Origin of the sequence: Inquilinus ginsengisoli (assembly GCF_050434925.1) — a bacterium.
Classification (GTDB): Bacteria; Pseudomonadota; Alphaproteobacteria; order DSM-16000; family Inquilinaceae; genus Inquilinus; species Inquilinus ginsengisoli_B.
The window spans coordinates 2,420,216-2,446,039 of the sequence record NZ_JBNDJK010000001.1; the positions used below are offsets into that span (position 1 = coordinate 2,420,216).

Below are 25,824 nucleotides of genomic sequence, written 5' to 3' on the forward strand. Positions count from 1 at the left end.
CAACTCATCCCAGCACCCGCCTTGTGGTCTTGGCCCGGTCGCGGACGGCCTCGCGCACCAGCACGGCGGTGTCCGCTTCCAGATCGGCCTCGACATGCTTGGCGATCAGCTGCGCCGCCTCGCCCGGCGGCTGCGCCTCGGCCCCGGCGGCCGGCATACCGCCGCGCAGCTTGGCGACGATGCGGGTGCTCAGCTCGTTCAGCGTCAGCCCGGCGCCGATCGACAGGAACGGCAGGTCGATGCCATAGCGACTCTGCATCGCCGCATCCAGCTCCAGCCCCATCAGCGAATCCATGCCCAGCTCGGCGAAGGGGCGGTCGCCGTCGATATCGGCCGGCGGCATGCGCAGGATCCGCCCGATCTCGGCCAGCATGGTCTCGGTCACGATCGCTTGGGCCTCCGCATCGGTCCGCCCGGCGATCATGGCGGCCAGGTCGACCTCGGCCTCGGTCGTCTCGGCCCGGCGCCCATCGGCCATCCCGGCCAGCCGCGGCGTGGCCAGGATCGGCAGCTCGCGGGTCGCCGCCTGCCAGTCGATCCGGGCGCAGGCCACCACCGCCTCCGTCTCGGCGGGCCGGGCCAGCAGCCGGCCCAACTGCGCCAGCGCCTCGGCCGCCTTCAGCGACGACCGGCCGATCCGGCGCTTCAGCGCGTCGCCCTTGGTCGCGTCGCGGGCCAACACCCCGGCATCGGCGATGGCACCCCAGGACACGGCCAGCGCCGGCAGCCCCTGGGCCCGCCGGGTCCGCGCCAGCGCCTCGAGATAGGCGTTGGCGGCGACGTAGTTGGCTTGGCCGGGGTTGCCGATCAGCGTGGTGGCGGAGGAGAACAGCACGAAGTAGTCCGGCGCGCGGGTGCGGCTGACCAGGTCGAGATGGATCGCGCCCTTGATCTTGGGCGCCAGCACCCGCTCGATCCGCGTCGCGTCCAGGTCGCGCAGCAGCCCGTCATCCAGCACCATGGCGGCGTGGATGATGCCGCGCAGCGGGCCGTGCCGGCGCTCCAGCGCCGCCAGCAGCTTCTCGCAAGCGGCCCGGTCGGTGACGTCCAGCCGCTCCGCCGCCAGGGTGACGCCCTGCGCCGCCAGCCGCTCGGCTTCGGCCTTCTCCGCGGGCTCCAGCGTGCCGCGACGGGAAGCGACGACGATCGTCTTCGCCCCATGTTCCGCCAGCCACAGCGCGGTGGCGAAGCCGAAGCCGCCGGCGCCACCGGTGACCAGGTGGAAGCCGGTGTCCTGCGCTTCGAACCGCGCCTCAGCCGCCGGCGCCGCCGGGATCTCGCGCGGCGGCGTGATCACGATCTTGCCGATATGGCCGGCGCCCTGCATCAGCCGGAACGCCTCCTCCGCCTGGTCGGCCGGGAACACGCGATGTGCCAGGGGGGTCAGGCGGCGCTGCGCGAACAGCCGGTCCAGGTCGCGCAGCAGGCGCCTGGTCAGCCCCGGCTGGGCGTTCAGCAACTGGTCGGCATCGACCCCGAAATAGGAGACGTTGCGGGCGAAGGCGCGCAAGCCCACCGCGGTGTCCGCGACGAAGTCGCGCTTGCCCAGCTCGACGAAGCGGCCGAACGGCTTCAGCGCCCGCAGGCTGCGCCGCATGGCGTCGCCGGACAGCGAGTTCAGCACGACGTCGACGCCGCCCAGCTTCCAGCGGATCTCGTCCGCGAAGGCCAGTGAGCGCGAATCCAGCACCAGATCGGCGCCCAGCAACTGGGCCAAGGCGCGCTTGTCCTCGTTGCCGGCGGTGGCCACCACCGTGGCGCCGCGCAGCTTGGCGATCTGCAGCGCCGCCAGGCCGACGCCGCCGGCGGCGCCGTGGATCAGCACGCTCTCGCCGCGGCCCAGCCGGGCCTGGTGCACCAGCGCGTACCAGGCGGTGATGAAGGCGACCGGCATGGTCGCCGCCGCGGCGAAGTCGACCTCCTCCGGCACCCGCATCGCCACCTGCGCCGGCACCGTGACATGGGTGGCGAAGGCCGCCGGCGCGAAGGCCATCACCCGGTCGCCTTCCTTCAGCTCGGTCACCGCCTCGCCCATGCGGCGGACCGTGCCGGCGCATTCGAAGCCCAGGGTCGGGCCGGCGAAGCCGTCCTCCAGGTAGTCGTCCGGCAGCAGGCCCAGCGAGAACATCACGTCGCGGAAGTTCAGGCCGCTGGCCGCGACCTCGATCTCGATCTCCTCCGGCCCGGGGGCCTTGCGCTCGGCCGCGGTCCAGCCGATCCGGCCCAGGCTGCCCGGGGCGGCCAAGGCCAGGCGGGCGGCGCGATCCTCCGCCGGGGCGTCCTGCGGCGCCGGCCGCACCGCTTCCACCCGGCTGACGAACACGCCGTCGCGGTCGATCTCGAATTCGGTTTCGGCCGACCCGATCAGCCCGGCCAGCGCCGCCGCCGCGGACCCGTCCGGCAGGGCCGGGGCCAGGGTGGCGAAGCGGATGGTGCTGCCGGAATATTCGTTGGCCAGGGTGCGGGCGAAGGCCGCCAGCGCCTCGGCCAGGCCGCGGCCGCCATCGGCCTTGCCGTTCAGCTTGCCGCAGCGGGCGACCAGCCACAGGGTGCACTTCGCCGGCAGGGCCTCGGCCTCCGCCCGCACCGCCAGGATGGCCTTGGTCAGGAAGGTGACCGGGTCGCGCGCCGCGTCCAGCATCAGCGGCAGCAGCACGGTGTCGCCCTCCGCCGCCGCAGCGGCCGGGTCGATGCGCACCGGGTGGCCCCGCCCGCGCAGCCGGTCGGCGAGGTCGGGCAGCAGCTCGGTGTCGGCGGGGCGGATCAGGATCGGCCCGGCCGGTTCGGCCGGCAGGTCGACGGCCGGCCGGTCCCAGACCACCAGCTGCGCCGCCGCACCTCGGGTGCCGATGCGGTGCCGGGCCGCCGGCCGGAAGCCGGCCAGCCCGTCCTGTGATGTCACGCCCTCCGCCATGCCGTCGAGCAGCAGGGCGGTCGCGGTGTCCGGGACGGTGTCGATGGTGACGGCCGCGGCGCCGGGGCGCAGCAGCCCGGCCACAAGCTGTCCCAGCCGCGCCGGATCCCCGGCCGCCATGGTGCCGACCGACAAGGCAAGGTCGAAGCGGCCCGGCGGCACGACGGTCCGCTCGTCCAGGATGCGCAGGCCGGGCAGGCGCGGGCTGCGCGCGGCCAGGCCGGCCAGTGCCTTCGGCTCCGCCCCGGTCACCGCCACGGTCAGGGCACCGCCGCGGATCAGCGGCAGCAGCGCCGGCACCAGCTCGCCCTCGGGGTCGACCAGCAGCAGCGCCAGCGGGATGGCGCGGCCGGCGGCGAGCGTCTCGACCAGCTCTGCCGCCAGCGGCAGCAGCGGCGACGCGGCGCGGGCATGCGCCTCGACGCCCTTGGAGAAGCGCAGCGTCTCCCCGCTGCGCAGCGCCGCGACCAGGTCGCGCGACAGCCGGGCGGCCATCACCGTCTCGGCGCCGCGCTCCGGATGCTCAGCCACGATCGAGCGCAGGATCGCCTGGGGCGACGGCAGGCGGGCAGGGGCCAGGCGCCAGGCGCCGTCCTCCTCCGTCGCCAGCCCGAACTCCGCCAGCACCTTCAGCAGCGTTGCGAAGCGCGGCACCGCGGCCGGGGCCAGGCGCCCACCGCGGCACAGCCGCTCGACGGTGAAGCGGGCCGATCCGGCCACGGCCCGCACCGCGCGATGCGCCATCGACCGCGCCCAGGCGGTCAGCAGCAGCCAGTCGTCGCCGGCCTCGTGCCGGTCGAGGAGGCCGGCGACGGCCTGCTCCAGCTCCGCCGCGGCGACGCCGGCGCGGCCGTCATCCCAGGGCTGCCGCACCGCGCGGTACAGCAGCTCGTCCTCGGCCGCCAAGCGCAGCGCGCTGCGCTGGAACCGGGCACCGCGCAGCTCGGCCACCACCGTGCCCGCCTCGTCCTCCAGCGCGATATCGACCAGGATCGACCGCGGCGTGGCGCGGCGCAGATCGAGGCGCGCCCGGACGGCGGGCGAAGACTGATACACCCGCAGCGCAGCGAAGCGGACCGGCAGGAAGGCTCCGCCCTCGCCGCCGCCGAGCCGCTCATACAGCGCGAACAGCCCGTGGAAAGTGGCGTCCAGCGTGGTCGGGTGCAGCGCATGCGGCGTGGTGTAGAGGCCGTTGTCGGCCGTCTCCGACGCCAGGTCGACGGTGATCCGCCGCTCGTCGTCGCTGGCGATGGCGGCGGCGCGGCGGAAGGCCGGGCCGTAGTCGATCCCGGCCGACGCGGCCGCGGCATAGATCGCCGCCGGATCGACCGGGCGCAGAATGCTATCGTCCCTGGCACCGTGGTTCGGCGCGGTCGCCACCGGGCTCGGCCCGACCCGGCCGCGGGCGTGCAGCGTCCATTCCTCGCCGGCCATGCGTTGCCGGGCCAGGATCTCGACCGCGCCGGTGGCCGGTGCCAGCCGCAGCCAGGTCTCGCGTGTCGTGCCCTCGGCGATCACCAGGGCCTGGATGATGTCGAAATCCTCGACCTCGACCGCCTCGGCACCGAACCACTGCCGGCCGGCGGCCACCGCCATCTCCAGTAGCGCGGCGCCCGGCACCACCACCTCGCCCGCCACCTTGTGATCGGCCAGGTAGGGCAGCAGCCCGGGGTCCAGCAGGCCGTGCCATTCCGGCGTGCCCTCGCCCAGCCGGGCACCCAGCAGCGGATGCGCCGGCTTGGCCAGCGACAGGTCGATGCGCTCCGGCGTCGGCACCTGGCGCAGGTCGCGGCGTTGCCAGGGATAATGCGGCAGGGCCAGGCGCAGCCCGGTGGGCCGGTCGCCGAACAACGGCCGCCGGTCGACCGCGCCGCCGCGCAGCAGCACCTGCAGCACCGCCCGCTCGACCGGATCCGACCCATCCTCTCCCGCCTTGTTGTCCAAGGTCGGCAGGATCGCCGCCTCGCGCTCCGCCGCCTTGGCGATGTCGCGCAGATGGCCGGTCAGCACCGGCCGCGGCCCGATCTCGACGAAGATTCCGGCGCCCAGCTCCAGCGCCGTCCGCGCCGCCGCGGCGAAATCCACCGGCTGGCGGATATTGCGCCACCAGTAATCCGCATCCAGCGCAGCGCCGCCCAGCGCCCCGCCGGTGACGGAAGAGATGAACGGGATCCGGCCCTCGGCCGACACCGTGTCGGCCAGCGCCGCCCTGAGCGGCCCCTCGATCGGCGCGGTCAGCGGCGAATGGAACGGGTAGTCGACCCCGACGCGCTGCGCCGCCACCCGGCGCTGCCTGGCCAGCTTCAGCAGCGCCTCGATCTCGTCCTTCGGGCCGGAGACGGTGACGCAGACCGGGCTGTTGACCGCGGCGACGACGGTGCCGTGCAGCCCGGCCTCGGCCAGCACCGCCTCCGCGTCCTCGCGGCCCAGCATCAGCACCGCCATGGTGCCCAGGCCGCGCAACTGCTCCTGGCAGCGGCTGCGCCAGTGGATGATCCGGACCGCCTGGTCCAGCGTGACCGCGCCGGCGGCCAGCGCGGCCGCCACCTCGCCGACGCTGTGGCCGATCACCATCGCGGGCTTGAGCCCATCCGCCGCCAGCGCCGCGGTCAGCGCCACCTGCACCGCGAACAGCAGCGGCTGCGCGGTCGAGGTTGCGGGCAGCCGCTCCTCCAGGGCTGGGTCCTGCAGCGCCTCGGCCAGCGACCAGCCGGCCAGGGCGGCATGGCGCGCATCGACCTCGTCGAAGGCCTCGCGGAACGGCCGGCTGGCGCGATAGGCGCGCAGGCCCATGCCGGCGAATTGCGAGCCGTTGCCGGAGAAGGCGAAGCAGACTGCGCCGGCGTCGCCTTCGCCGCGGGCCGACAGGATCTGCGCTGCCTGGCCGCCCTGGGGCCGGTCGCCCCCTGCGAAGCGCCGCAGTTCGGCCGCCGCGTCGGCGTCGAGCGGCAGGGCCAGGCGATGTGGCAGCAGCTCGCGCTCATGCGCGGCGTGGCGGGCGATCCGGCCCGGCGCCGCATCCGCCAGATCCAGCGCCTCGGCATAGCGCCCGGCCAGGCTGCGCAGCGCCTCCTCGCCATGGGCCGACAACAGCAGCGCCCGGGCGGGCGCCTCGGGCGCGGCCTCCGGCAGCTCGTCGGGCCGCGGCGCCCGCAGCACGGCATGGGCGTTGGTGCCGCCGAAGCCGAAGGAGGAGACGCCGGCGGTCAGCGGCCCGGCCGGCAGCGCCACCGGGCCGCGCGCCGGCACCAGGTTCAGCGCCTCGAACGGGATGTCCGGATTGATGCTGTCGAGATGCAGCGTCGCCGGCAGCAGCCGGTGCTCGATCGCCAGGATCGCCTTGATCGTCCCGGCCAAGCCCGAGGCCGGCTCGAGATGGCCGATATTCGACTTGACCGACCCGACCGGCAGCGGCGCGTCGCGCTTCTGGCCCAGGGCCCGGCCGATCGCCTCGGCTTCGGCCGGGTCGCCGACCCGGGTGCCGGTGCCGTGCGCCTCGACGAAGGCGAGGTCGTTCGGGTCGATCCCGGCCTCGCCATAGAGCCGCTCCAGCAGGCGGCGCTGGGCGTCGGTCGAGGGCAGCGACAGGCCGACCGTGCGGCCGTCGGAATTGACCCCGGTGGCGTCGATCATCACCCGCGGCGGCCGCCCGCGCGACACGGCGGCGTCGAGCCGGCTCAGCACCAGCACGGCGCCGCCCTCGGCCCGGACATAGCCGTCGGCGGCGGCGGCGAAGGGCCGGCACAGCCCGGTCGGCGACAGCATGCCGGCGCGCGAGAAGCCGTAGAAGGCCTGCGGCGCGCCCAGGATGTTCACCCCGGCGACCACGGCGGTGTCGATTTCGCCCCGCGCCAGCGCCCGCACCGCCGCGTCGAGCGCGACCAGCGAGGAGGAGCAGGCGGTGTCGATGGTCAGGCTCGGCCCGCGCAGATCGTAGATGTAGGAGATCCGGTTGGCGATGATCGACGCGGTGTTGCCGGTCATGAAATGGGTGTCGATGCCGCCGGCATCGCCGACGATCCGGGTATAGGCGTCGACCGAGGAGGCGCCGACGAAGACGCCGACCGGCTGGCCGGCCAGGTTGGAGGGCGGCAGGCCCGCATCCTCCAGCGCCTCCCACACCAGCTCCAGCAGCAGCCGCTGCTGCGGGTCCATCTGCTCGGCCTCGCGGGGCGCGATTCGGAAGGCGCCGGCGTCGAAGCCGTTCGGATCCTTGATCAGCCCGGCAGCGAGGGTATAGCTGCGGCCCGGCTCGCCCCTTCTCGGATGGTAGAACCGCTCGATCGCCCAGCGGTCGTTGCCGATCTCGGAGATGCTGCAGCGTTCCTGCAGCAGCAGCGACCAGTACTCGTCGAGGTCGGCCGCGCCCGGCAGCCGGCAGGCCATGCCGATCACCGCGACGGAGTGGTCCTGATGTCTCGAAGGGCCTGCTGTCATGTCGGTCTTCTTTCAACGATTCGGCATGGGCGGGCGGCAGCGGACCGTGGCGGCACTCTACTGTACCGTAGGAATCGAACTGCGAAACCTGCAATCGATGATGATCTCCAGGACGTCGTAGATTTTAAATCTAAGAGTCGCCCATGGGACCATTCGCCGGCGCAGGTTCACCCGAACAGCAGCTCATCGGCCGCTTCCAGCCGGACGACGTCGTCCTCGCCGAGATAGGGGCCGGTGCGGACCTCGATCAGCTCGAGGTCGATCCTGCCGGGGTTCTCCAGCTTGTGATCGGTACCGTTGGGCAGGTAGACGGCCTCGTTCTCGCGCAGGATGCGGGACTGGCCCTCCATGGTGACGCGGGCGGTGCCGGACAGCACGACCCAGTGCTCGGAGCGGTGGTAGTGGCGCTGCAGGGCGACGGCCTGGCCGGGATGGATCAGGACGCGCTTGACCTGGAAGCGGTCGCCGGCATGCAGCGACTTGACCGTGCCCCAGGGCCGGTAGATCTCGCGGTGGATCACGGCTTCGGGCCGCTTGGCGGCCTTGAGCCGGTCGGTGATCGCCTTGACGTCCTGGACCCGGTCCTTGGCGGCGACCAGCACGGCGTCGTCGGTGGCGATGACGATGGCGTCCTCGAGGCCGATCACGGCGGTGAGGATGCCGTCGGAGCGGACCAGGCAGTTGCGCGAGGACAGCGTCAGCGCATCGCCCTGGGTCAGGTTGCCGTCGGCATCGCGGTCGCCGACCTCCCACAGCGAGGACCAGGATCCGACATCGGTCCAGCCGATCGAGGCGGGGACGATGCCGGCGCGGTCGGTCTTCTCCATCACCGCATGGTCGATCGAGATCGACGGGGCCTGGACGAAGGCGGCGGCGTCGAGGCGCAGGAAGGTGAGGTCGCGCGAGGCGGCCTTGAGCGCGGCGTCGGCGGCGGCCAGCACGGCCGGCGCATGGCGGGCGCATTCGGCCAGGTACTGTCCGGCGGTGAACAGGAAGATGCCGGCGTTCCACAGGTGCTGGCCTTCGGCCAGGAAGCGCTCGGCGGTCTCGAGCGGCGGCTTCTCGATGAATCGGGCGACGGTGCGGGCGCCGGGGGCCTCGGCGATGGCGTCGCCGGGCAGGATGTAGCCGAAGCCGGTCTCGGGCGCCGTCGGCCGCATGCCGAAGGTCATCAGATGGCCGGCGCGGGCGGCCGGGGCGGCGATGGCGATGGCGGCGCGGAAGCCCTTGGGGTCGGCGATGTGGTGGTCGGCCGGCAGCACCAGCATCAGGGTGTCGGGGTCGCGGTCGGCCAGGAAGCGGGCGGCGACGGCGACGGCCGGCGCCGTGTTGCGGGCCGAGGGCTCGAGGATGATGGCGTCGGGCGCCACGCCGATCTGGCGCATCTGCTCGGCGACGATGAAGCGGTGGTCGTCGGCGCAGATGAACACCGGCGGCGCGAAGCCGTCGGCCTCGCCGACCCGGGCCACCGTCTCCTGGATCATGGTGCCGTCCGACACCAGCGGCAGGAACTGCTTGGGATAGCCGGCCCGCGACAGCGGCCACAGCCGCGTCCCAGAACCGCCGGACAACACCACCGGCACCACCACTTGATCGATCCGACTCATGGTCTGCTCCAGATTCCAGGGGCTGAGGTTCTATCAGCCATCGGGCTTGTGAATTCAACACTCACAAACCCATCAAAACCCTCGAAAACTTCCGCGGTTCCGGATTGCCTGATGCCGCCCCGAGATGGCGTCATAGGATATTATGATGGAAGGGCCCTGCGGAACCATTCTCCGGCGTTGGATGGGATGGGGTTTCCGCCACTGGAAGGACGCGAAATCAGATTTCGCGTCGTTATGATTTGAATTTAGGTGCGCTGCAGCATAGTCTTCGATTTCGAACGGCGCGTCCAGTCGCCCGTTCGAATCCCAGGTTTCCTCGGTCGAAGGATCGTCGGCAATGAAGATTCAAGCCTTGGTCGCAGCTGTGATTCCTGATGCCCCGGGCTCGGCGATCGATCCCAATGAGCTGCAGGATCTGATCGACGCCGCCGATTGGGACGGGGTCAACGCCCGGTCGGCGGAGTCGCGCGATGGCGCGGCCGGGGCGCCGCAGGCCCGGCGCACCACCCTGCTCGACCGGCTGTACAGCGTGGCCCGGGATTCGGAGGAGGATTTCGACCCCGTGGCCGCGACCAAGGCGGCTGCGGCGCTTTGCCTCTCCCAGCACAATCACGTGCTGTCGCCGCTGGACCAGGCGGCGATCGGCGGCGTCTTCGTCGAGGACGGCATGCTCCATCTCTGGGGCATCAACCAGCTCGACCCGTCCCAGCCGGTCGATCTCGGCCTGGTGGTCGACGGCCGCCGGATCTTCGATGCGCGGACCGACCCGTCCACCGGCCGCATCGCCTTCGCCGCCACCCGGCTGCACGGCCGGCATCGGTCGCTCGGCTTCGAGCTCGACGGCACGGTGGTGCCTGGCCCGGCCTTCACCGCCCTGTCCTTCTGGAAGGACCCGGACGCGCTGAACGAGCTGGCCGACCATCTGACCGACATGGTCAACCGCACCGGCTATCTCGGTGCGCGCTACACCGCCAAATGCCACCTGCCGAAAACCATGGCCCGGCTCGACGCCGCGGGCGACGACAAGGTCAAGGGCCGGATTCCGGAATTCGTCCGCTACATGGCGAACCGGTATGACTGCGACACCAAGAACCTGGTCGGCTACCAGGGCACGGCGCAGTGGATCATCTCCGACGTCATGGAATATGCCGACCGGCGCAGCATCTTCTGCATGACCAACGAGATCCATGAGGCGCTGTCCGAGGGCGTGTTCAACAAGCGCGCCCTGAAGAACGACGTCTCGCTGGCGCTGTTCTCGTTCTGGCGCCGGCACTACCAGCACATCGACATCTTCAGTGACGAAGGGCTGCGCAAGGTCCAGTACAAGTTCGCCACCGCGCCCTTCATCAGCGACAAGAACAACCAGCTGCTGATCTCCAAGGCGCTGAAGGAGCGGCTGAGCGCGGTGGTCGACGCCTATCGCAGCCGGGCCCTGCCGTGGAGCTGGTACTGGCTGTTCCGGCACGAGGACGAGGGCACCACCCACAAGATGATGGAGGCCGGCTACGCCGTGACCCTGTCGTTCAAGGAGGTGCTGGCCGACCTGATCGAGCAGAACCGCTGCTCGTTCAACCCGCGCAACTGGATGTCCTACTGGGGCTCGACGCCGCAGGAGGTGGCGGGCCACTTCACCCGCTTCGACCTGGCGCTGATCTCGCTCCTGAACGGCCGCGCGGTGCCGGAGGAGCTGATCGCCGAGCGCGGGCCGGAGGTGCTGCGCCGCCAGCTGATCGACCAGGTCTACAGCCGCTCGCCGCGGCTCGCCGCGATTTCGGCGGTGGCACAGGATCTGGCCTCGGCCCCCGAGGCCGAGCCGGCGATCGAGCGCATCGACCTGGTGGTGATCGGCCACGCCAACGCCACCGGCCTCGGCCGCAACCTCAACATGTTCGTCGAGGCGCTGTCGGGTTTCGACCCGCTAGTGTTCAACGCCGATGACGGCCAGTGCGTCAATCCCGAGGGGCGGTACCGCGAGGACATGAACCTGCGCGCCCGGGTGGTGGTGCTCTGCGTCAACGCCGACCGGGCGCCGGAGATGATCGCCCGCTTCGCTTCGATCTGCGAGGACGCGCACATCATCGGCTTCTACCTGTGGGAGACCGATACGCCGCCGGAGACCCACCTGCTCGGCGCCAATGCGGTGGACGAGATCTGGGCGCCGTCGGACTTCGTCGCCGACGGCTACCGCAAGATCACCTCGACCCCGATCAGCAACATCCGCAAAGGCCTGGCCCATCCGCCGGCCCGGGTGTTCAGCCCGTTCCTCGACCGGTTCCGGCGCAGCCCCAGCGAGCTGATCTTCCTGTCCCTGGCCGAATTCGGCTCCTCGATCGTGCGCAAGAACCCGCTGTCGGTGGTCAAGGCCTTCCAGCAGGCCTTCGCCGAGGGTGACGAGGAGGTCCGGCTGCTGCTCAAGATGCGCGAGATCGACCCCGGCCACTGGAGCAATTTCGACGGCTATTGGGAAGAGGTGGAGGAGCGCATCACCGGCGACAGCCGGATCGAGATCGTCGAGGGCAACCTGACCGATGCGGAATACTGGTCGCTGATCGACTCCTCGGACGTCTTCGTCGCCCTGCACCGGGCCGAAGGCTTCGGCTACGGCATCGCCGACGCGATGATGCTGGGCAAGCCGGTGATCGTCTCCGATTACTCCGGCACCACGGATTTCTGCGAGGCCGACAACGCGTTCCTGATCGATGTCGACGTGGTGCCGACGCCGCCGGAGCAGATGCGCAGCAAATCCTATGTCGGCCATTGGTGCAGCCCGCGGGTCGACCAGGCGGCGGCGGCGATGCGCGCCGTCCTGACCGACCGCGAGGCGGCGAAGGCGCGGGCGCTCAAGGGCCAGGCCCGGATCTTCGCCGATTACAGCTTCGAGGACTGGCAGAGCGGCCTGTCGACCCGGATCCGCGACCAGCTGGCGCGGCAGGGCTGACGGGACGGGCACCCCGGTTCCTTCTCCCTGTGAGGGAAGGGGCCGGCCCCGGGATGATGTCCTTCCTGATCCTCGCGGCCTATGCCGCGCTGTCGACCTTCCAGGCGGTGGTGATCTGGTCCGGGCTGGTTGCCTGGACCGGCATCCCGGACGTCGCCGCGGTGCCGGTCGCGACGCTGCTCGGGCTGGTCCCGGGGGCCGGTACCATCATTGCCATCCTGGCCGCCGGCTCGGCCTGGGGCTGGCCGTGGTTCAGCTCGACAGCACTGTTCTGCAGCCTGCTGGCGCTGTGGGCGCATATGGCCCTATATCACGGACTGCCTGCGTTCTCGTCCCCGGAAGGGGAGTAGCGCGGCAGGCGGATACGATCGCGGTACCGTCTGCCGCCGCGTGCCTTCCTCAAAACTCCTCGTCATCCCCACGGAAGCGGGATCCCGTCACGCCATCCGGGTAAAGAGTCCCGCTTGCGCGGGATGACGGGCAAGAGGAGGGGGCTGGGGCTGTCCCGTCCTCAGGCGCCGGACAAAGGCACCGGCCCCAGGGCGCCGGCGGCGAAGGCTTTGTCCAGCTCCTCGATGGCGCAGATGATGTGGTAGAAGCTGCTGGCCGGCGCCGGCTCCTCGACGAAGCGGCTGTCGGGCTGCAGCTTGTCGCGCCACAGCCCGGCCATCGGCACGTCGAAATAGCCGAACAGCGCGGTCACGCCGGCGGCGATGCGGCCGCGCCACAGCGCCTTCTCGGCCTCGGTCTCGGCGGCGCCGGCCAGTGCCACCGCGGCCTTGATCCGCTCGGTCTGCGGCCATAGCCGGGCGCCGGAATCGACCGACGCGCCGTCATCCAGGATGGCGTTGACGGCGACGTTGCGCACCGGGTCGACGCCGGTGGTCTCGGCCGCCTCGGCCATCCGCCTTGCGGCGGCGACGGCGTCCGGCCGGCCGCGCAGCGTGCCCCAGCGCACCAGCAGCCAGGCCCATTCGAACAGGTGCCCGGGTTCGACGATGCGGCCGTCCCGCCCGGGCGCCGGCCGCCACTCGCCGTCGAAGAACTCGCGCAGATACCCCGTCTTCGGGGCGATGAAATGCGACAGGGCAAGCCCGGCGATCTCGTCGGCCAGCGCATTCCAGGCCGCCTGGTCGGGTCCCTGGCCGAGCTCGACCCAGGCCAGCGACGCCTCGAACAGATGCATATGCGGGTTGGCCAAGAGCGGCAGCTTGCGCGGCGCCGCCTCCTCGAAGCCGCCCAGCGGATGCTTCAGCGTCGCTTCCAGCCGGTGCCGCAGCCGCGTCGCCGCCGCGGCCAGCGGCGCCGGGTCGGCGACCACGGTGCTGGCGGTGGCCAGCGCGAACAGGGCGAAGGCCTGGTCGTACAGCACCACGCTGTCGTCCAGCATCGCCCCGTCCGGCCCGACCAGGGTGCGGAAGGTGCCGTCCGGCCGCTCATAGGCGCGGCGGAAGAATTCCAGGCCATGCTCGACGGCTCGGGCCGACGGGCCGCTCCAGCCGAGCCGGCCGGCGACGGCGAAGGTAAAGACCTGCCGCGCCTGCACCCGGGCGCGGCGCGGCTCGATGCAGGGGCTGCCGTCGAGATTCAGCCGCTCGTGGAAGCCGCCGCGCTCGCGGTCGGCGCCGGTCTCCCACCAGATCGGCAGCGCCTGCGTGGTCAGCCAGGTCATCAGCCGGTCGCGCAGGCCTTGCAGGGTGGCCATCTGCTCGGTCGGGGTGGTCATCATCGGCTCCAGCGGCAGGTCTTGATCATTAGATGGTCTGATTGTAGGCGCCAACTTCGGGATTCTCACGCAGGACGCCGTCGACGGCCTTGAACATCTCGTGCAGCCGGTCCTTCGACACCGGGCTCTCGACCACAACCACCAGCTCCGGCTTGTTGGAGGAGGCGCGCACCAGCCCCCAGGTGCCATCCTCGGTGGTCACCCGGATGCCGTTGACGGTGACCATGTCGACGATGCTGTGGCCGCCCAGCCCGCCATTGGCGGCGATCTCGCGGAAGCGCTTCTCCACCCGCTCGACCACCTCGTACTTCACCTCGTCGGCGCAATGCGGCGACATGGTGGGTGACCCCCAGGTCTGCGGCAGGGCGCGATAGAGATCGGCCATGCTCCGGCCCGGGTTGCGGTCCATCATCTCGCAGACGGCGATGGCGGTGACCAGCCCGTCGTCATAACCGCGGCCGATCGGGGGGTTGAAGAAGAAGTGGCCGGATTTCTCGAAGCCGGCCAGGGCGTTCAGGTCGCGCACCCTACGCTTGATGTAGGAATGACCGGTCTTCCAGTAGTCGGTCTTGGCGCCCTGGGCCTGCAGCACCGGGTCGGCGGCGAACAGCCCCGTCGATTTGACGTCGACCACGAACTGGGCGCCCGGATGCAGCGCCGACAGGTCGCGTGCCAGCATCACACCGATCTTGTCGGCGAAGATCTCGTTGCCCTCGTTGTCCACCACGCCGCAGCGGTCGCCGTCGCCGTCGAAGCCCAGGCCGAAATCGGCGCCGGTCTCGCGCACCTTGGCGGCGATGGCGTGCAGCATCTCCATGTCTTCGGGGTTGGGGTTGTAGTTCGGGAAGGTGTGGTCCAGCTCGACGTCGAGCGGGATCACCTCCAGGCCGATCGCCTCCAGCACCCGCGGCGCGAAGGCGCCGGCGGTGCCGTTGCCGCAGGCGGCGACGACACGCAGCTTGCGCTCGATCCTGCGGCCCTCGGTCAGCTCCTGTACATACTGCTCGGCAAAGCCCTCGACGAAGCGGTAGGCGCCGCCGGTGCGCGGCTCGAAGGCGCCGGACAGCACGATGTCGCGCAGCCGGCCCATCTCCTCCGGCCCGAAGGTGACCGGGCGGCTGCAGCCCATCTTCACCCCGGTCCAGCCATTGTCGTTGTGCGAGGCGGTGACCATCGCGACGGCCGGGACGTCCAGCGCGAACTGGGCGAAATAGGCCATCGGCGAAACCGCCAGCCCGATGTCGTGCACGGTGCAGCCGGCGGTCATCAGCCCTTGCGCCAGGGCGATCTTGATGGCCATCGAATAGCTGCGGAAATCATGGCCGACCACGACCTCGGGCTTGACCCCGGCCTCGTGCAGATAGGTGCCGAGCCCCAGCCCCAGCGCCTGCACGCCCATCAGGTTCAGCTCCGGCGGCTTGTCCGAGCCGGGATGTCCGAACCACCAGCGGGCGTCGTATTCGCGGAAGCCGGTCGGCTTGACCAGCGGCGTGGTCTCGAAGGCGTAGGTGTTCGGAACCAGCGACGCGGAGGGCTTGGGCAGCATCGGGAGATCCTCGGGGCGGCAGGAGGGGGCAGGCATAGAACGTCCGATCGCCGACCGGGTGGGTCCTGGCCGGCGGCAACGGCGAAGGCGGCAGCGCCCTCGCACCGGATCGATTGTCGTGTGTTTTCAGCCGGGACCCGGCGGGAAGGCCGGGTCCCGGTTCGAAGTGCTAAGAGCTAAGGGCTTCGCGCACCGGCTTGGACGGGCTGAACACCACCTTCTTCGAGGCGGCGATGGTGATCGGCGCACCGGTGGTCGGGTTGCGGCCCTCGCGCTCCGGCCGGATCGCGACCTTGAAGCGGCCGAATCCCGAGATCGAGACCTGGTCACCCCGCGCGGCCGATTCGGTGATCGCCTGGAAGATGCTGGTGAGGATGCGCTTGGCCTTCACGCGCGACAGCTTGTGGTCCTGGGCCAGCTGTTCGATCAGCTCCGAGGTGTTCATCGACATTCCTCTAGGTGACAATGGGTGCCGAGCACCCGGTGGAAGGCATGGGGACGGCCCCATGCCCGTGGCGCATGCTCGGACGAGCATGTCGGGGCGGACGGGCGGAGGTCAGGGGAGCGGCGCGGGCAGCTCGTCATCCTCGTCCTCCTCGTCGAATTCGATCGGCGGCTCGTCATCCGCGGCGAAGTCGTCGGCCTTGAACGCCAGGATGGTGTCGCGCACCGAATCGTAGGTGGTCAGCCGGGCGTCGGACAGGATCGCGCCGGTGTCGGCGAAACGGCGCAGCATCCGCGGCCGCTTGGTGGTGAAGACCAGCGTCGCCTCGCGCCGCCGGGCGTCGACCAGGCGCTCGCACCAGTCGCGGAAGCCAGGCGGCCCGCCGATCACCGATTCGTCGGCGAGATAGATGTCGAAGGGCAGGGCGTAGGCGGTGGTGAACAGAAGGCGGCTGCGCTTGTCGCCGGTATAGGCCGAGAACGGCTTGTCGAAATCGGTGCCGATGCCGCTATGCGCCTCGACGAAGCGGATCACCTCTCGGGCATCGGCGCCGTAGATGCGGGCGGTGAACCAGACATTCTCGCGCCCGGTCATGGTGCTGACGAAGGGGCCGGCGGTGCCGACCAGGAACGACACCCGCCCCTGGCGCAGCACCCGGCCGGAATCCGGGGGGACCGACCCGGCGATCAGCCGGATCAGGGTCGATTTGCCGGCGCCGCGCCGGCCCAGGATGCCGACGGTCCTGCCCGGCTCGAACACCGCGCTCAACTCGTCCAGGACCAGCTTGCTGTGGCCGCTGCCATGCGACTTGTAGCGCTTGGTGACGCGATCCAGCACGATCATTTCGCGGCCATCCGGCGGCGGCGCGACGCCCGCTCCAGGATCAGGCCGAGGAAGATCGAGCCCAGCGCCCAGGACATCAGATAGGTCTTGTCGAGGCACTCCGTCGGATAGGTCAGGTAGAAGCCGGTGCGGAACCATTCCACGCCGTGCAGCACCGGGTTCCAGACCAGCCAGTCGCGGATCTGGGTCGGCATGTAGTCGGGCACGTAGAACACGGCGCTGAGGAACAGCAGCGACCGGCCGAACACGCCATAGACCACCGCCCACAGCCGGAAGAAGGCGCCGATCACGCCGTTGACGATGCCGACGCCGATGGCCGTGGCCGTGATCACCAGGAAGGCGGAGACCACCTTCAGCGGCTGGATCGGCGCCGCCTCCGGCACCCCCATGACGATGTGGATGAAGCTGAACAGCAGGATCGCCACCACCGCGAGCTGCAGCGTCTCCAGAAGGGCGCGGGCCACCAGCAGGTCCAGCGGCTTCACCAGCGGCACGCCCTTGCTCAGCCCGCCGCCGCGCAGCGCCGTCATCGCCTTGGACGAGATGTGCATGAAGACGAAGTACGGGATCATGCCGGTGCCGAGGAACAGCAGCATGCTGGTGCCGAAATCCGCCTGCCGGCCGATGGCGGAGAACACCGCCATCATCATCGACAGCTGCAGCATCGGCTCGAGCATCTCGAGCAGGTAGCTGAGGCGCGAATGCTTGGCATGCATCCGCATCTCGCGCAGCATCAGCGACACCACGACCCGGACCTGGACCGCCAGGGCCGTGCCGAAGCGGGGCCGCGCCAGCGCGGTCATGGCGCGGCTCCGGACGGGCGGGCGATCATCGGCGTCATGCTGTCCGCCTCAGATCATGTGGTCGCGCACGGAGTGCACCGTGAGCATGGTGATGGCCCAGGCCACGAAGGCGATCAGGAACACGATCAGCACGTCCTCGACCCGTTCCGGATACAGCGCGTACTCGGCCAGCTGCGGCTCGACATAGGGCATCAGATAGGTGCGGTCGGACATCGCGCTGCTGCGCACCTGATCCAGCGCCGTCAGCATGTTCTGATAGCTTTGCTGCGCGAATTGCAGCTCCAGCCGGATGTCCTCGTAATCCGACAGCGTCGCGGCGTAGCCCTCCTTGGACGGGTTGGCGTCGCCGGGGGCGCTGCCGGCGCCGAGCTCGCCCTCGATCTTGTTCAACTGGTCCCGGGTCGCGGCGATGTTGTTCTTCAGCACCTTCATGGTCGGCGCGTCCGGCGCCATGTGGGTCGACAGCGAGGTGAGCTGCGCCTCCATCTGCGCCAGGCTGGTGCGCAGCTGCAGCGACAGGCCCAGGGTCGAGGAGGCGCTGGTCGACAGGTCCGGGCTTTGCTGCACGTTGCGGAACTGGCGCAGCTTGGCGGTGACCTCGCGCAGCCGGTCCTCGGCATTCTTGACGTCGCGCTCGGCGAAGCGGACCGAATCCTCTCGGGCGCGTTCAGCGATGCGGTTGACCAGGTCCTCGCTGGAGGCGATCAGCGCCTTGGCGACGCGCAGCGACTCCTCGGCCGTGAACGCCCGGACCTGAACGATCGAGATGCCGGTCGACACGTCGAAGCTGGCGTCGACCCGGTTCTGCCAGTACTCCACCAGCTTCTCGATCGGCACGGTGGGGTCGAGCCGGGCCAGATAGTCGGCGTCCTTGTTGCTGTAGATCGCGCGCAGGTCGACGGTCTTCATCAGGTCCGCCACCGCCTCGCGGCTGGTGATGTAGTCGGCGACGATGAAGTTGTCGCTGAACGCCGACAGCCGGGCCGACTGGCCCAGCGCGGCACCAACCAGGTCAGTGGTTGCCGACGATGCCGAAGCGTTCGACGACTTCACCGCGAAGCGGAACTCCGACACGTACTGGTCGGCGGCTACATAGAGGTAGTAGGCCGCGCCGAGCCCGGTCGGCAGCACCACCATCAGCAGCAGCGACAGCCAGAACCCGGCCGACAGCCTGGCCTTGCGGTTGGGCAGCCGCAGCGTCTCGGTCTGGCTGTCGAAGCGGCGCTCAAGCGGCGTGCGCCGGGCCGCAGGCGGCGGCGCCGGCCGCACCGTCGGCACGTCATGGAAGCCGGTCACCAGATCGTCGGCCGGCCGCCGGCGGCTGGGCAGCGAGGTGATCTTGGGGTCTGCTGGTGCAACAGCCTCGGCCGGAGCGGTCTCGGCCGCCGGCTCCGCCTCGTCCTGGACGGCGTCGCCGCCGCGACGGGCCGCCATCCGGGCCCGGGCGGCGCGCAGTTCGGCGATGGTCCGGCGCGACGCCCGTTCGTCCTGGGATTCCGGGACGGATGCCTGCTGGTCCAGCTTTTCGGAGAGATCTTCCGAGGGATTGTCCGGTGTCTTGCCCAAGCCTTACCTCTCACGAGAGTCGGGGCGGCTGCGCTTCCGTTCGCTGCACCGCAGCATAGCAGATGGAAGGCATCGAGGAAACCTGCGAAACCACCAAACCTTTTGCGGTGTTCCGGATTCTTTAGCGAAACCTTTGTTCTGCATCCGCTAAAACCGGCGTCGCGGTCGCGGCCGACGCTTCCGCCGCGGCCTGCGCCCGCGACCCGGCCGGCAGCAGCCGGCGGTACATTTCGCCCAGCCGGGCACGGTAGCGCTCCGGCGAATACAGGGCGGCCTGGCGGGCGCCGCGCTGCGCCAGATCGCCGCGCAGCTCGGCGCTGCTGTCTAGCGCCCGGATCGCGTCTGCCAGCGCGTAGGTGTCGTAGGGGTCGACCAGCAGCGCCGCATCGCCCGCGACCTCCGGCAACGCGCCTTCGGTCGAGGCCAGCACCGGCGTGCCCAGGCTCATCGCCTCCAGGACCGGCAGGCCGAAGCCTTCGTACAGCGACGGGAAGGTCACCGCCTTGGCGCCGCGGATCAGACTGACCAGCAGCGGGAAGGGGGCGTAGTCGATGCGCAGCACCCGGTTGCGGGTGAAGGTCAGGGTGTCGACCTGCTCCAGGTAGCGGATGGTCGAATCATTCAGCAGCTTCAGCTCCTGGTCGGTCTTCCAGGCCAGCTTGCCGATGATCACCAGCGGCGTCTTGATCTGGCTGGCGAGGTAGCTCTCGATCAGCCGGCCGATGTTCTTTTTCGGCTCGATCGCGCCGAAATACAGCAGGTAGCCCTTGTAGGTCAGGTTGAAGGTGCCCTCGACCTCGCGCTTAACTGCCTCCTCCGGCTTCTCGGCGTATTTCGCCGGGATGTCGACCGCCTGGTAGGTGTTGGTGATGCGCTCCTCCGGGTAGCCGAACAGGTCGACGATGTCGCGCTTCGAGGTTTCCGATACCGTGACGATGTGGTCGGCCTTGCGCAGCAGCATCCGGGTCAGCCGGTGGTAGCGGCGCTTGTTGTCGAGCGTGGTGTAGGGCAGCCGCAGCGGCACCAGGTCGTGGATGGTGTAGATGTTGCGGGCTCCGGCCATGCGCAGCGGCAGCGGATAGGTCCAGTGCATCAGCTGCGGCGTGTCGCGCAGCGTCACCGTCATCCGGTTGCGGTAGATGGCGAAGTGCCGGTAGGAGCGGCTCCATAAGTCCGGCACCGAGCTGATCTGGTCATAGTACGGCATCCGCGACCGGTAGGTCCTGGCGATCACCTTGCCGGTGATCGGCACCGGCTTGGCCCGCACCCCCGCCGGCGAGTGGATCAGCTCGTTGACGTAGCGCAGGAACTCCAGCCAGCGCGGCGCCTCGCCGACATTGGTGGGGTCGAAGAAGGCGATCTCGCGCAGCAGCTGCTGGGTGCTCGGCGCTGCCCTGCCGCCATACAGCACCTCGGTGCGGTAGCCGAGATTGTGCAGCTCGTAGCTCAGGTTCCGGGCATAGGTGGCCACCCCGGTGCCGGTTTCGAGGCCGAGATTGTAGCCGTCGATCATGATCGTCTGCGTCACGGCGTGGTCCTGTGCTGTCCGGCAGTTCGAAGCGAAGGCTTCGGCATGCCTCGATGGCGGTGCACTGCATCGGAACACAGCTGTGTCTGCACCGCTATCAGAGATTTGGCGTGCCGCTATAGATATAAAACCTAAAGTCGTCCACGGAAACCAAAATTTGAGGTTCGCATTCCTGGATGCCGCGCAGCGCCTTGGTTTCGAGACTCGAATGTGAAAAAGTGAGTGCATGTACCATTGGCTATTGCGTTCGAAATCTGGTATGCACCCAAGCATTCGCGCCACGGCGCACAGCTGAGAGACGACGTATCCATGACCTGGCGCCTGGCTTGGCTCGTTCCCGCCGTTCTCGCGCTCCCCGCCTGTGGCGAGCTGCCGAGCAACGGTCCCCTGGCCGGCCAGATCCTGGCGTCGGGCGAGAAGGCGTCGGCGGCGGAGCTGGCCAAGGAGGTCGACACCCGCTACGCCATCGTCGATCTCAACGAGACCACGATCGCGGCGTTCAGCCGGGCCCCGCGGCCCAGCCTGATGCAGCGCTTCGGCGACTACGCGCCGGCACCGTCGCAGCAGATCGGCGTCGGCGACACCGTCTCGGTGTCGATCTGGGAGGCGGGCACCGGTCTGTTCGCCGCCGGCGGCGGCGGCGCCGTGGCCCCGACTGGCGCCGACGGCGCGCACAGCATCACCTTGCCGCCCCAGGTCGTCGACCAGCGCGGCAACATCTCGGTGCCCTATGCGGCGACGCCGATCCGCGCGGTCGGCCGCACCCCGACCCAGGTCGCGGCCGCGATCGAGAAGTCGCTGACCAGCCAGGCCAGCCAGCCACAGGTGATCGTCACGGTGCCGGAATCGAGCTCCTCCTCGGCCTCGGTGCTGGGCGACCAGACCGGCGCTGCGCGGGTGCCGCTCAACATCCGGGGTGAAAGGCTGCTCGATGTCGTCGCCCAGGGTGGCGGCATCCGGTCGCAGCCGGCCGAGACCTTCATCACCCTGACCCGGGCGGGGGTCTCGGAAACGGTCGGCCTGCCCACCATCCTGCAGAACCCGACCGAGAACATCTACATCCAGCCGGACGACACCATCTACGTCACCCGCCGGCCGCAGACCTACACGGCGCTGGGCGCGGTCAGCAGCTCGGGCGAGCTGCCGATCGACCAGGACCCGTTCACTCTGGCCCAGGCGGTGGGACGGTCCGGCGGGCTGGCGCCGAACGCCGCCGATGCCAGCGCCGTCTTCATCTTCCGCTTCGAATCGCGACCGGTGTTCCAGTCGATGCGGCCGACCTCGCCGCTGCTCGCCTCGCGGCAGCCGGTGCCGGTGGTCTATCGGCTCAGCTTCGAGGATCCGCGGGGCTTCTTCTATGCCCAGCAGTTCCCGGTGCGCCCCCGCGACCTGATCTATGTCGGCACCGCGTCCTCGGTCGAGTTCCTGAAGTTCCTGTCGGTGGTGCGCGGCGCGATCTCGGTCGGCACTCCGGCGACGACGGTGGTGTCGGGCGGCTGATCGCCGCCACGGGGGAGGCGGCGCCATGCCGGTCGTGCTCGAGCTGATCGGCCTGGCCGGGGCCGCCGTCGCCTGGGAGGCGGTGGACGCCCTGGCCCGGCCGCGGCGGGGCATGTTCGGCGGCAGCCGCGCCGCCATCCCCGGCCGGGCGGTCGTCTTCCTGCTGCTGCTCGGCGCCTGGTTCGGCCTGTTCGGCCGCTTCTGGTTCGCGCTGGTGGCCAGCCTGGTCACCCTCGCCATCCTGGTCGCGATCTCGAACGCCAAGCGGCGCAGCCTGTACGAGCCGCTGGTGTTCTCGGACTTCGCCTTCATCCTGCCGATGCTGCGGCACCCGAGCCTGTTCTACATCGAACGGCGGGAGGGCCTGGCCCTGATCGGCGGCGCCGCGCTGCTGGTCGCGGTGATCGCTGCCTGGGTCGGCATCGAGCCGCGCAGCATCCCCATGCCCGCGCAGCTGGCGCTGCTGGCCGCCGAGGCGGCGCTGCTCGGCTTCGCGGCCGTCGCCGTTCCCTGGCCGCAGGCCTTGACCTTCGCCGAGCCCTGCGACCCGCGCGACACGGTGCGGCGCTTCGGTCTGGCCCTGTCGCTGCCGACCGCCTGGCTGCGCTGGCGCGGCGAGGGCCGCCGGCCGCTGCCCGCACCACCGGCGAACAGCCTGCGCGAGGATGTCGACGCCGTCGTGGTGGTGCAGTCCGAATCCTTCATGGATCTGCGCCGCATCGGCATCACGACGGCACTGCCGGAGTTCGACCGGCTCAGGTCGCGCGCGGCGGTGCACGGCCTGCTCGAGGTGCCGTGCTTCGGCGCCTACACGCTGCGGCCGGAGATTTCGGCGATCACCGGCCTCGGCGCGGCGGAGCAGTCCTTCGACGGGCTCCACCCCTATCTGCGGCCGCGGCGCTTCGCCCCGGCCTCGCTGGCGACGGCGCTGCGCGACCAGGGCTGGCGCACCGTGTTCCTGCACCCCTATGACGAGCGCTTCTTCCGCCGGCGCGAGGCGATTCCGGCGCTGGGCTTCGAGCGCTTCATCGGCCAGCGAGACCTGCCGGATGCCGAGCGCTGCGGCTACTACATCTCCGACGCCGCGGTGGCCGGGGTGATCGAGCAGGAGCTGCGGCGGGCGCGGGACGACGGGGTCAGGCTGTTCCTGGTCTGCGTCACCATGGAGGCGCACGATCCCTTCCGTCCGGGCCGGGTGCCGGGCCAGGATGAGCCGCTGCAGCAATACCTGCACCATATCGGTCACGCCGATGCGATGCTGGCCCGCCTCGCGGCTCATTTCGACGCGGCGGCGGAGCGGGTGCTGCTGGCCTTCTACGGCGACCACGCGCCAGTGCTGAAGGAGGTCGATCCGGAGCGCGAGCGGCGCACCGACTTCATGATCCTGGACTGCGGCCGCGCCGCGCCTCTGCCGGCAAGCACCGATGCGGTGCAATGGCGGCCGGAGCGGATCAACCGCTTCATCCGCTCCTGGCTGGCCACGGGCGCCGTCGATGCGGACCTGCGGGGAACCGAGAGCAGGCCCGGTCCGTCATAGGGGAAAGCTGCTTCAGGGATTGCCCATGCTGACCCTCGATCGGCGCTTTACCTTCCATGGCCAGAGCGTGGCCTGGGGCACGTTCGGCGACGGGCCGCCGCTCGTCCTGCTGCATGGGACGCCGTTTTCGTCCCAGGTCTGGCGCCGGATCGCGCCGCTGGCCGCCACCCTGCGGCGGGTCCATGTCTTCGACCTGCTGGGCTATGGCCAGTCGGAGCAGCGCGATGGTCAGGACGTGTCCCCGGCGGTGCAGACCGTGCTGTTCGCCGCCCTGCTGCGCGAATGGGGGCTGGAGCAGCCGGAGGTGCTGGCCCATGATTTCGGCGGCATGACCGCGCTGCGGGCCCATTATCTCGAAGGCTGCCGCTACCGGCGGCTTACCCTGGTCGATCCGGTGGCGCTGCCGCCCTCCGGCTCACCCTTCTTCCGCCACGTCGCCGCGCATGAGTCCGCCTTCGCCGGGCTGCCGGACTATGCCCATGACGCCCTGCTGCGGGTCTATATCCAGGGCGCGGCGCGCAATCCGCTGACCGAGGAGGCGATGGCGATCCACATGCGGCCCTGGCAGGGCGAGGTGGGGCGCCCGGCCTTCTACCGCCAGATCGCACAGATGCACGACCGCTATCTCGAGGAGATCGAGCCGTCCTACGGCCCGATGGACTGGCCGGTCGAGATCCTGTGGGGCGAGGAGGATGCCTGGATCCCGATCGCCCAGGGCGAGCGCCTGGCGGCGAAGCTGACCGGCGGCGCGTTGACCCGCGTGCCCGAGTCAGGCCATCTCATGCAGGAAGACGCGCCCGAGGCGGTCGTCGCGGCCCTGTTCCGGGGGATGTGACCGCCCGTTGGTCTCTCAGCAGATGGCGTATTTCCGGCGCACATCTTCGACGACGTCGTCGAAGATGTTGAAGTGCTTATCCCAGGTCGGCGCCTTGAAGCGGGCCAGCCGCGCCATCTGCGCCTGCCGGCGCGGCGAGTTCGGCTTGGCGTATTCCATGATCATCTCCATCCAGCCGGGGCCGTCCAGCGGATCGAGATATTCCGGGATGTTGTTGCCCAGTTCGTGGAACACCGGCAGGTCGGAGCAGATCACCGGCACCGAGCAGGACAGGCCTTCGACCAGCGGCAGGCCGTAGCCTTCGGCGAAGGACGGGAACAGCACGCCGCGGGCGCCGATCATCAGGCGGTGCAGCACCGCGTCGGGCACCCGGCCGCATTCGATGACATGGTCCGAGATCTGGTCGCAGCGCTCGATCATGTCGATGACGTTCTCGTTCTCCCAGCCGCGGCGGCCGACGATCACCAGCTTCGGCGCGGCCGCGCCCAGCTTCTGCACCAAAGCGCGCCAGACCTGCAGCATGAACAGGTGGTTCTTGCGCGGCTCGATCGTGCCGATGATCAGGAAATAGGGCTCGCTCTCCAAGTCGTTGACCTTCTGCGGCGCGAAGCGGCGGTCGACCCCGAGCGGCGCGACGAAGACGCCGTCCATCCCGCCGTGGTGGCGCTCGACATGCTTCAGCAGGTCGCGCTTGGTCTGCTGCGAGTTGACGATGGTGGCGGCGGCGGTGGTCGAGATCGCCTCGATCCGGGCGACGTGCCGCGCGGCATAGCCGGGGCGGACATATTCCGGATGGTCGATCGGGATCAGGTCGTGCACCAGGTAGATCGGCGCCAGCTTGCGGCGCGCCACCAGGCGCTGCAGCGTCGCCGGCTGGTGCAGCCCCTCATGCGAGACGTTGACGTAGATCGCCTGCTGCCGCCGGGCGCTGATGCTGATCATGCGCGACAGCAGCCCGCGGGCGCCGAGCAGGGCGTCCATGCCGAACTGCAGCAGGGGCGCCGACGGCCGCGGCGCAGGGGCCGTCGTGACCGCCATGTGGCCGTTGCTGAACTGCTCCGCCGGCACCCCGATGAAACGCGCGATCCGGTCCGCCTCGCTGCCGCGGATGCGGTGGGCGCCGAAGCTCCAGCGCTCGAGCCGGCTGGCGATGAACTGGGCGAAGGCGGGGGTCGAGAGCTGCCAATAGCGCGAGCGCCAGCGGGCGATGAACTGGACGTCGCCCGGGTAGCGTTCCAGCATATGCCGGCCATAGGTCAGCTCGACCCGGTCGACGCCGGTCGGCGTGGCGCTGCCGGATCGGCGCACCAGCCGGGTCGCGTCGAACAGGATCTGGTCCTGGGCCATAACGCCTGCTCCTCATCCAAGCTGTCGTCCGCCCGCCGGAGCCCGGCGGCGCGGTCATCAGGGGTGGGCGCATCGTCCGAACCGAAACCTTCCGGGACGTTGCGTTCCCCCTGGCCCGCCGGCATCCGGATCGTGGGATCCTCTCCGGCGGCGCGACGGTGTTACGACGACCGCCTGTGCATGAACCCGAAACCAACTCCGGGTAAGCTATCATCAGTCCCAGGGAAACAGGAAATCTTTTTTGCATTGCAA

At 70.2% G+C, this 25,824-nt stretch carries 15 protein-coding genes; 5 read left to right on the plus strand and 10 right to left on the minus strand.

Features of this window, described 5'->3' with window-relative positions; translation table 11 throughout:
- Positions 1-4: 4 nt before the first annotated feature.
- On the minus strand, positions 5-7,351 hold the full coding sequence (locus QFZ27_RS11570) for a type I polyketide synthase (protein WP_429226515.1): 7,347 nt from the start codon (positions 7,349-7,351) through the stop codon (positions 5-7).
- Positions 7,352-7,518: 167 nt separating this feature from the next.
- On the minus strand, positions 7,519-8,958 hold the full coding sequence (locus QFZ27_RS11575; RefSeq protein ID WP_429226516.1) for a mannose-1-phosphate guanylyltransferase/mannose-6-phosphate isomerase: 1,440 nt from the start codon (positions 8,956-8,958) through the stop codon (positions 7,519-7,521).
- A 337-nt stretch (positions 8,959-9,295) separates the two neighbouring features.
- Between QFZ27_RS11575 and QFZ27_RS11580 the strand changes: the two genes are divergently transcribed.
- A complete protein-coding gene (locus tag QFZ27_RS11580) occupies positions 9,296-11,896 on the plus strand; it encodes a glycosyltransferase family 4 protein (RefSeq protein ID WP_429226517.1) in 2,601 nt (866 codons plus the stop codon).
- Positions 11,897-11,949: 53 nt separating this feature from the next.
- Entirely contained in the window at positions 11,950-12,246 is a 297-nt protein-coding gene (locus tag QFZ27_RS11585) for a hypothetical protein (protein ID WP_429226519.1), read from the plus strand.
- Positions 12,247-12,407: 161 nt separating this feature from the next.
- On the opposite strand, the gene QFZ27_RS11590 is transcribed toward QFZ27_RS11585, so the two are convergent.
- From QFZ27_RS11590 to QFZ27_RS11620, 7 genes are all read right to left on the minus strand, one after another.
- Positions 12,408-13,622: an AGE family epimerase/isomerase gene (locus QFZ27_RS11590; RefSeq protein WP_429226520.1), complete on the minus strand. Its 1,215-nt coding sequence runs from the start codon at positions 13,620-13,622 to the stop codon at positions 12,408-12,410.
- A gap of 28 nt (positions 13,623-13,650) precedes the next feature.
- The gene (locus QFZ27_RS11595) at positions 13,651-15,168 is read right to left on the minus strand and encodes a phosphomannomutase/phosphoglucomutase (RefSeq protein WP_429226521.1); all 1,518 of its coding nucleotides are present in this window, start codon (positions 15,166-15,168) and stop codon (positions 13,651-13,653) included.
- A gap of 169 nt (positions 15,169-15,337) precedes the next feature.
- Positions 15,338-15,613: an HU family DNA-binding protein gene (locus tag QFZ27_RS11600; protein ID WP_429226522.1), complete on the minus strand. Its 276-nt coding sequence runs from the start codon at positions 15,611-15,613 to the stop codon at positions 15,338-15,340.
- A 111-nt stretch (positions 15,614-15,724) separates the two neighbouring features.
- On the minus strand, positions 15,725-16,456 hold the full coding sequence (locus tag QFZ27_RS11605) for an ABC transporter ATP-binding protein (protein ID WP_429226523.1): 732 nt from the start codon (positions 16,454-16,456) through the stop codon (positions 15,725-15,727).
- Entirely contained in the window at positions 16,453-17,259 is an 807-nt protein-coding gene (locus QFZ27_RS11610; RefSeq protein ID WP_429226524.1) for an ABC transporter permease, read from the minus strand. The genes QFZ27_RS11605 and QFZ27_RS11610 overlap by 4 nt, the downstream gene beginning before the upstream one ends.
- Positions 17,260-17,307: 48 nt before the next feature.
- Positions 17,308-18,825: a KpsE/RkpR family capsule polysaccharide export protein gene (locus QFZ27_RS11615; protein WP_429226525.1), complete on the minus strand. Its 1,518-nt coding sequence runs from the start codon at positions 18,823-18,825 to the stop codon at positions 17,308-17,310.
- Positions 18,826-18,946: 121 nt separating this feature from the next.
- Positions 18,947-20,353, minus strand: a complete 1,407-nt coding sequence (locus QFZ27_RS11620; protein WP_429226527.1) for a glycosyltransferase family 4 protein — start codon at positions 20,351-20,353, stop codon at positions 18,947-18,949.
- A gap of 309 nt (positions 20,354-20,662) precedes the next feature.
- On the opposite strand from QFZ27_RS11620, the gene QFZ27_RS11625 reads away from it, so the two are divergent.
- Genes QFZ27_RS11625 through QFZ27_RS11635 form a run of 3 tightly spaced genes read left to right on the plus strand, consistent with a single transcriptional unit; the run spans position 20,663 to position 24,225 of the window.
- Complete coding sequence (locus tag QFZ27_RS11625; protein ID WP_429226528.1) at positions 20,663-21,853, plus strand: polysaccharide biosynthesis/export family protein; 1,191 nt, start codon at positions 20,663-20,665, stop codon at positions 21,851-21,853.
- A 25-nt stretch (positions 21,854-21,878) separates the two neighbouring features.
- A complete protein-coding gene (locus QFZ27_RS11630) occupies positions 21,879-23,390 on the plus strand; it encodes an LTA synthase family protein (protein ID WP_429226529.1) in 1,512 nt (503 codons plus the stop codon).
- Between the two features lie 25 nt (positions 23,391-23,415).
- Entirely contained in the window at positions 23,416-24,225 is an 810-nt protein-coding gene (locus QFZ27_RS11635; protein WP_429226530.1) for an alpha/beta fold hydrolase, read from the plus strand.
- Between the two features lie 15 nt (positions 24,226-24,240).
- Here the strand turns inward: QFZ27_RS11635 and QFZ27_RS11640 are convergent, their stop codons facing one another.
- Positions 24,241-25,572, minus strand: coding sequence for a glycosyltransferase family 4 protein (locus QFZ27_RS11640; RefSeq protein WP_429226531.1), 1,332 nt, complete (start codon positions 25,570-25,572; stop codon positions 24,241-24,243).
- Positions 25,573-25,824: the final 252 nt, after the last annotated feature.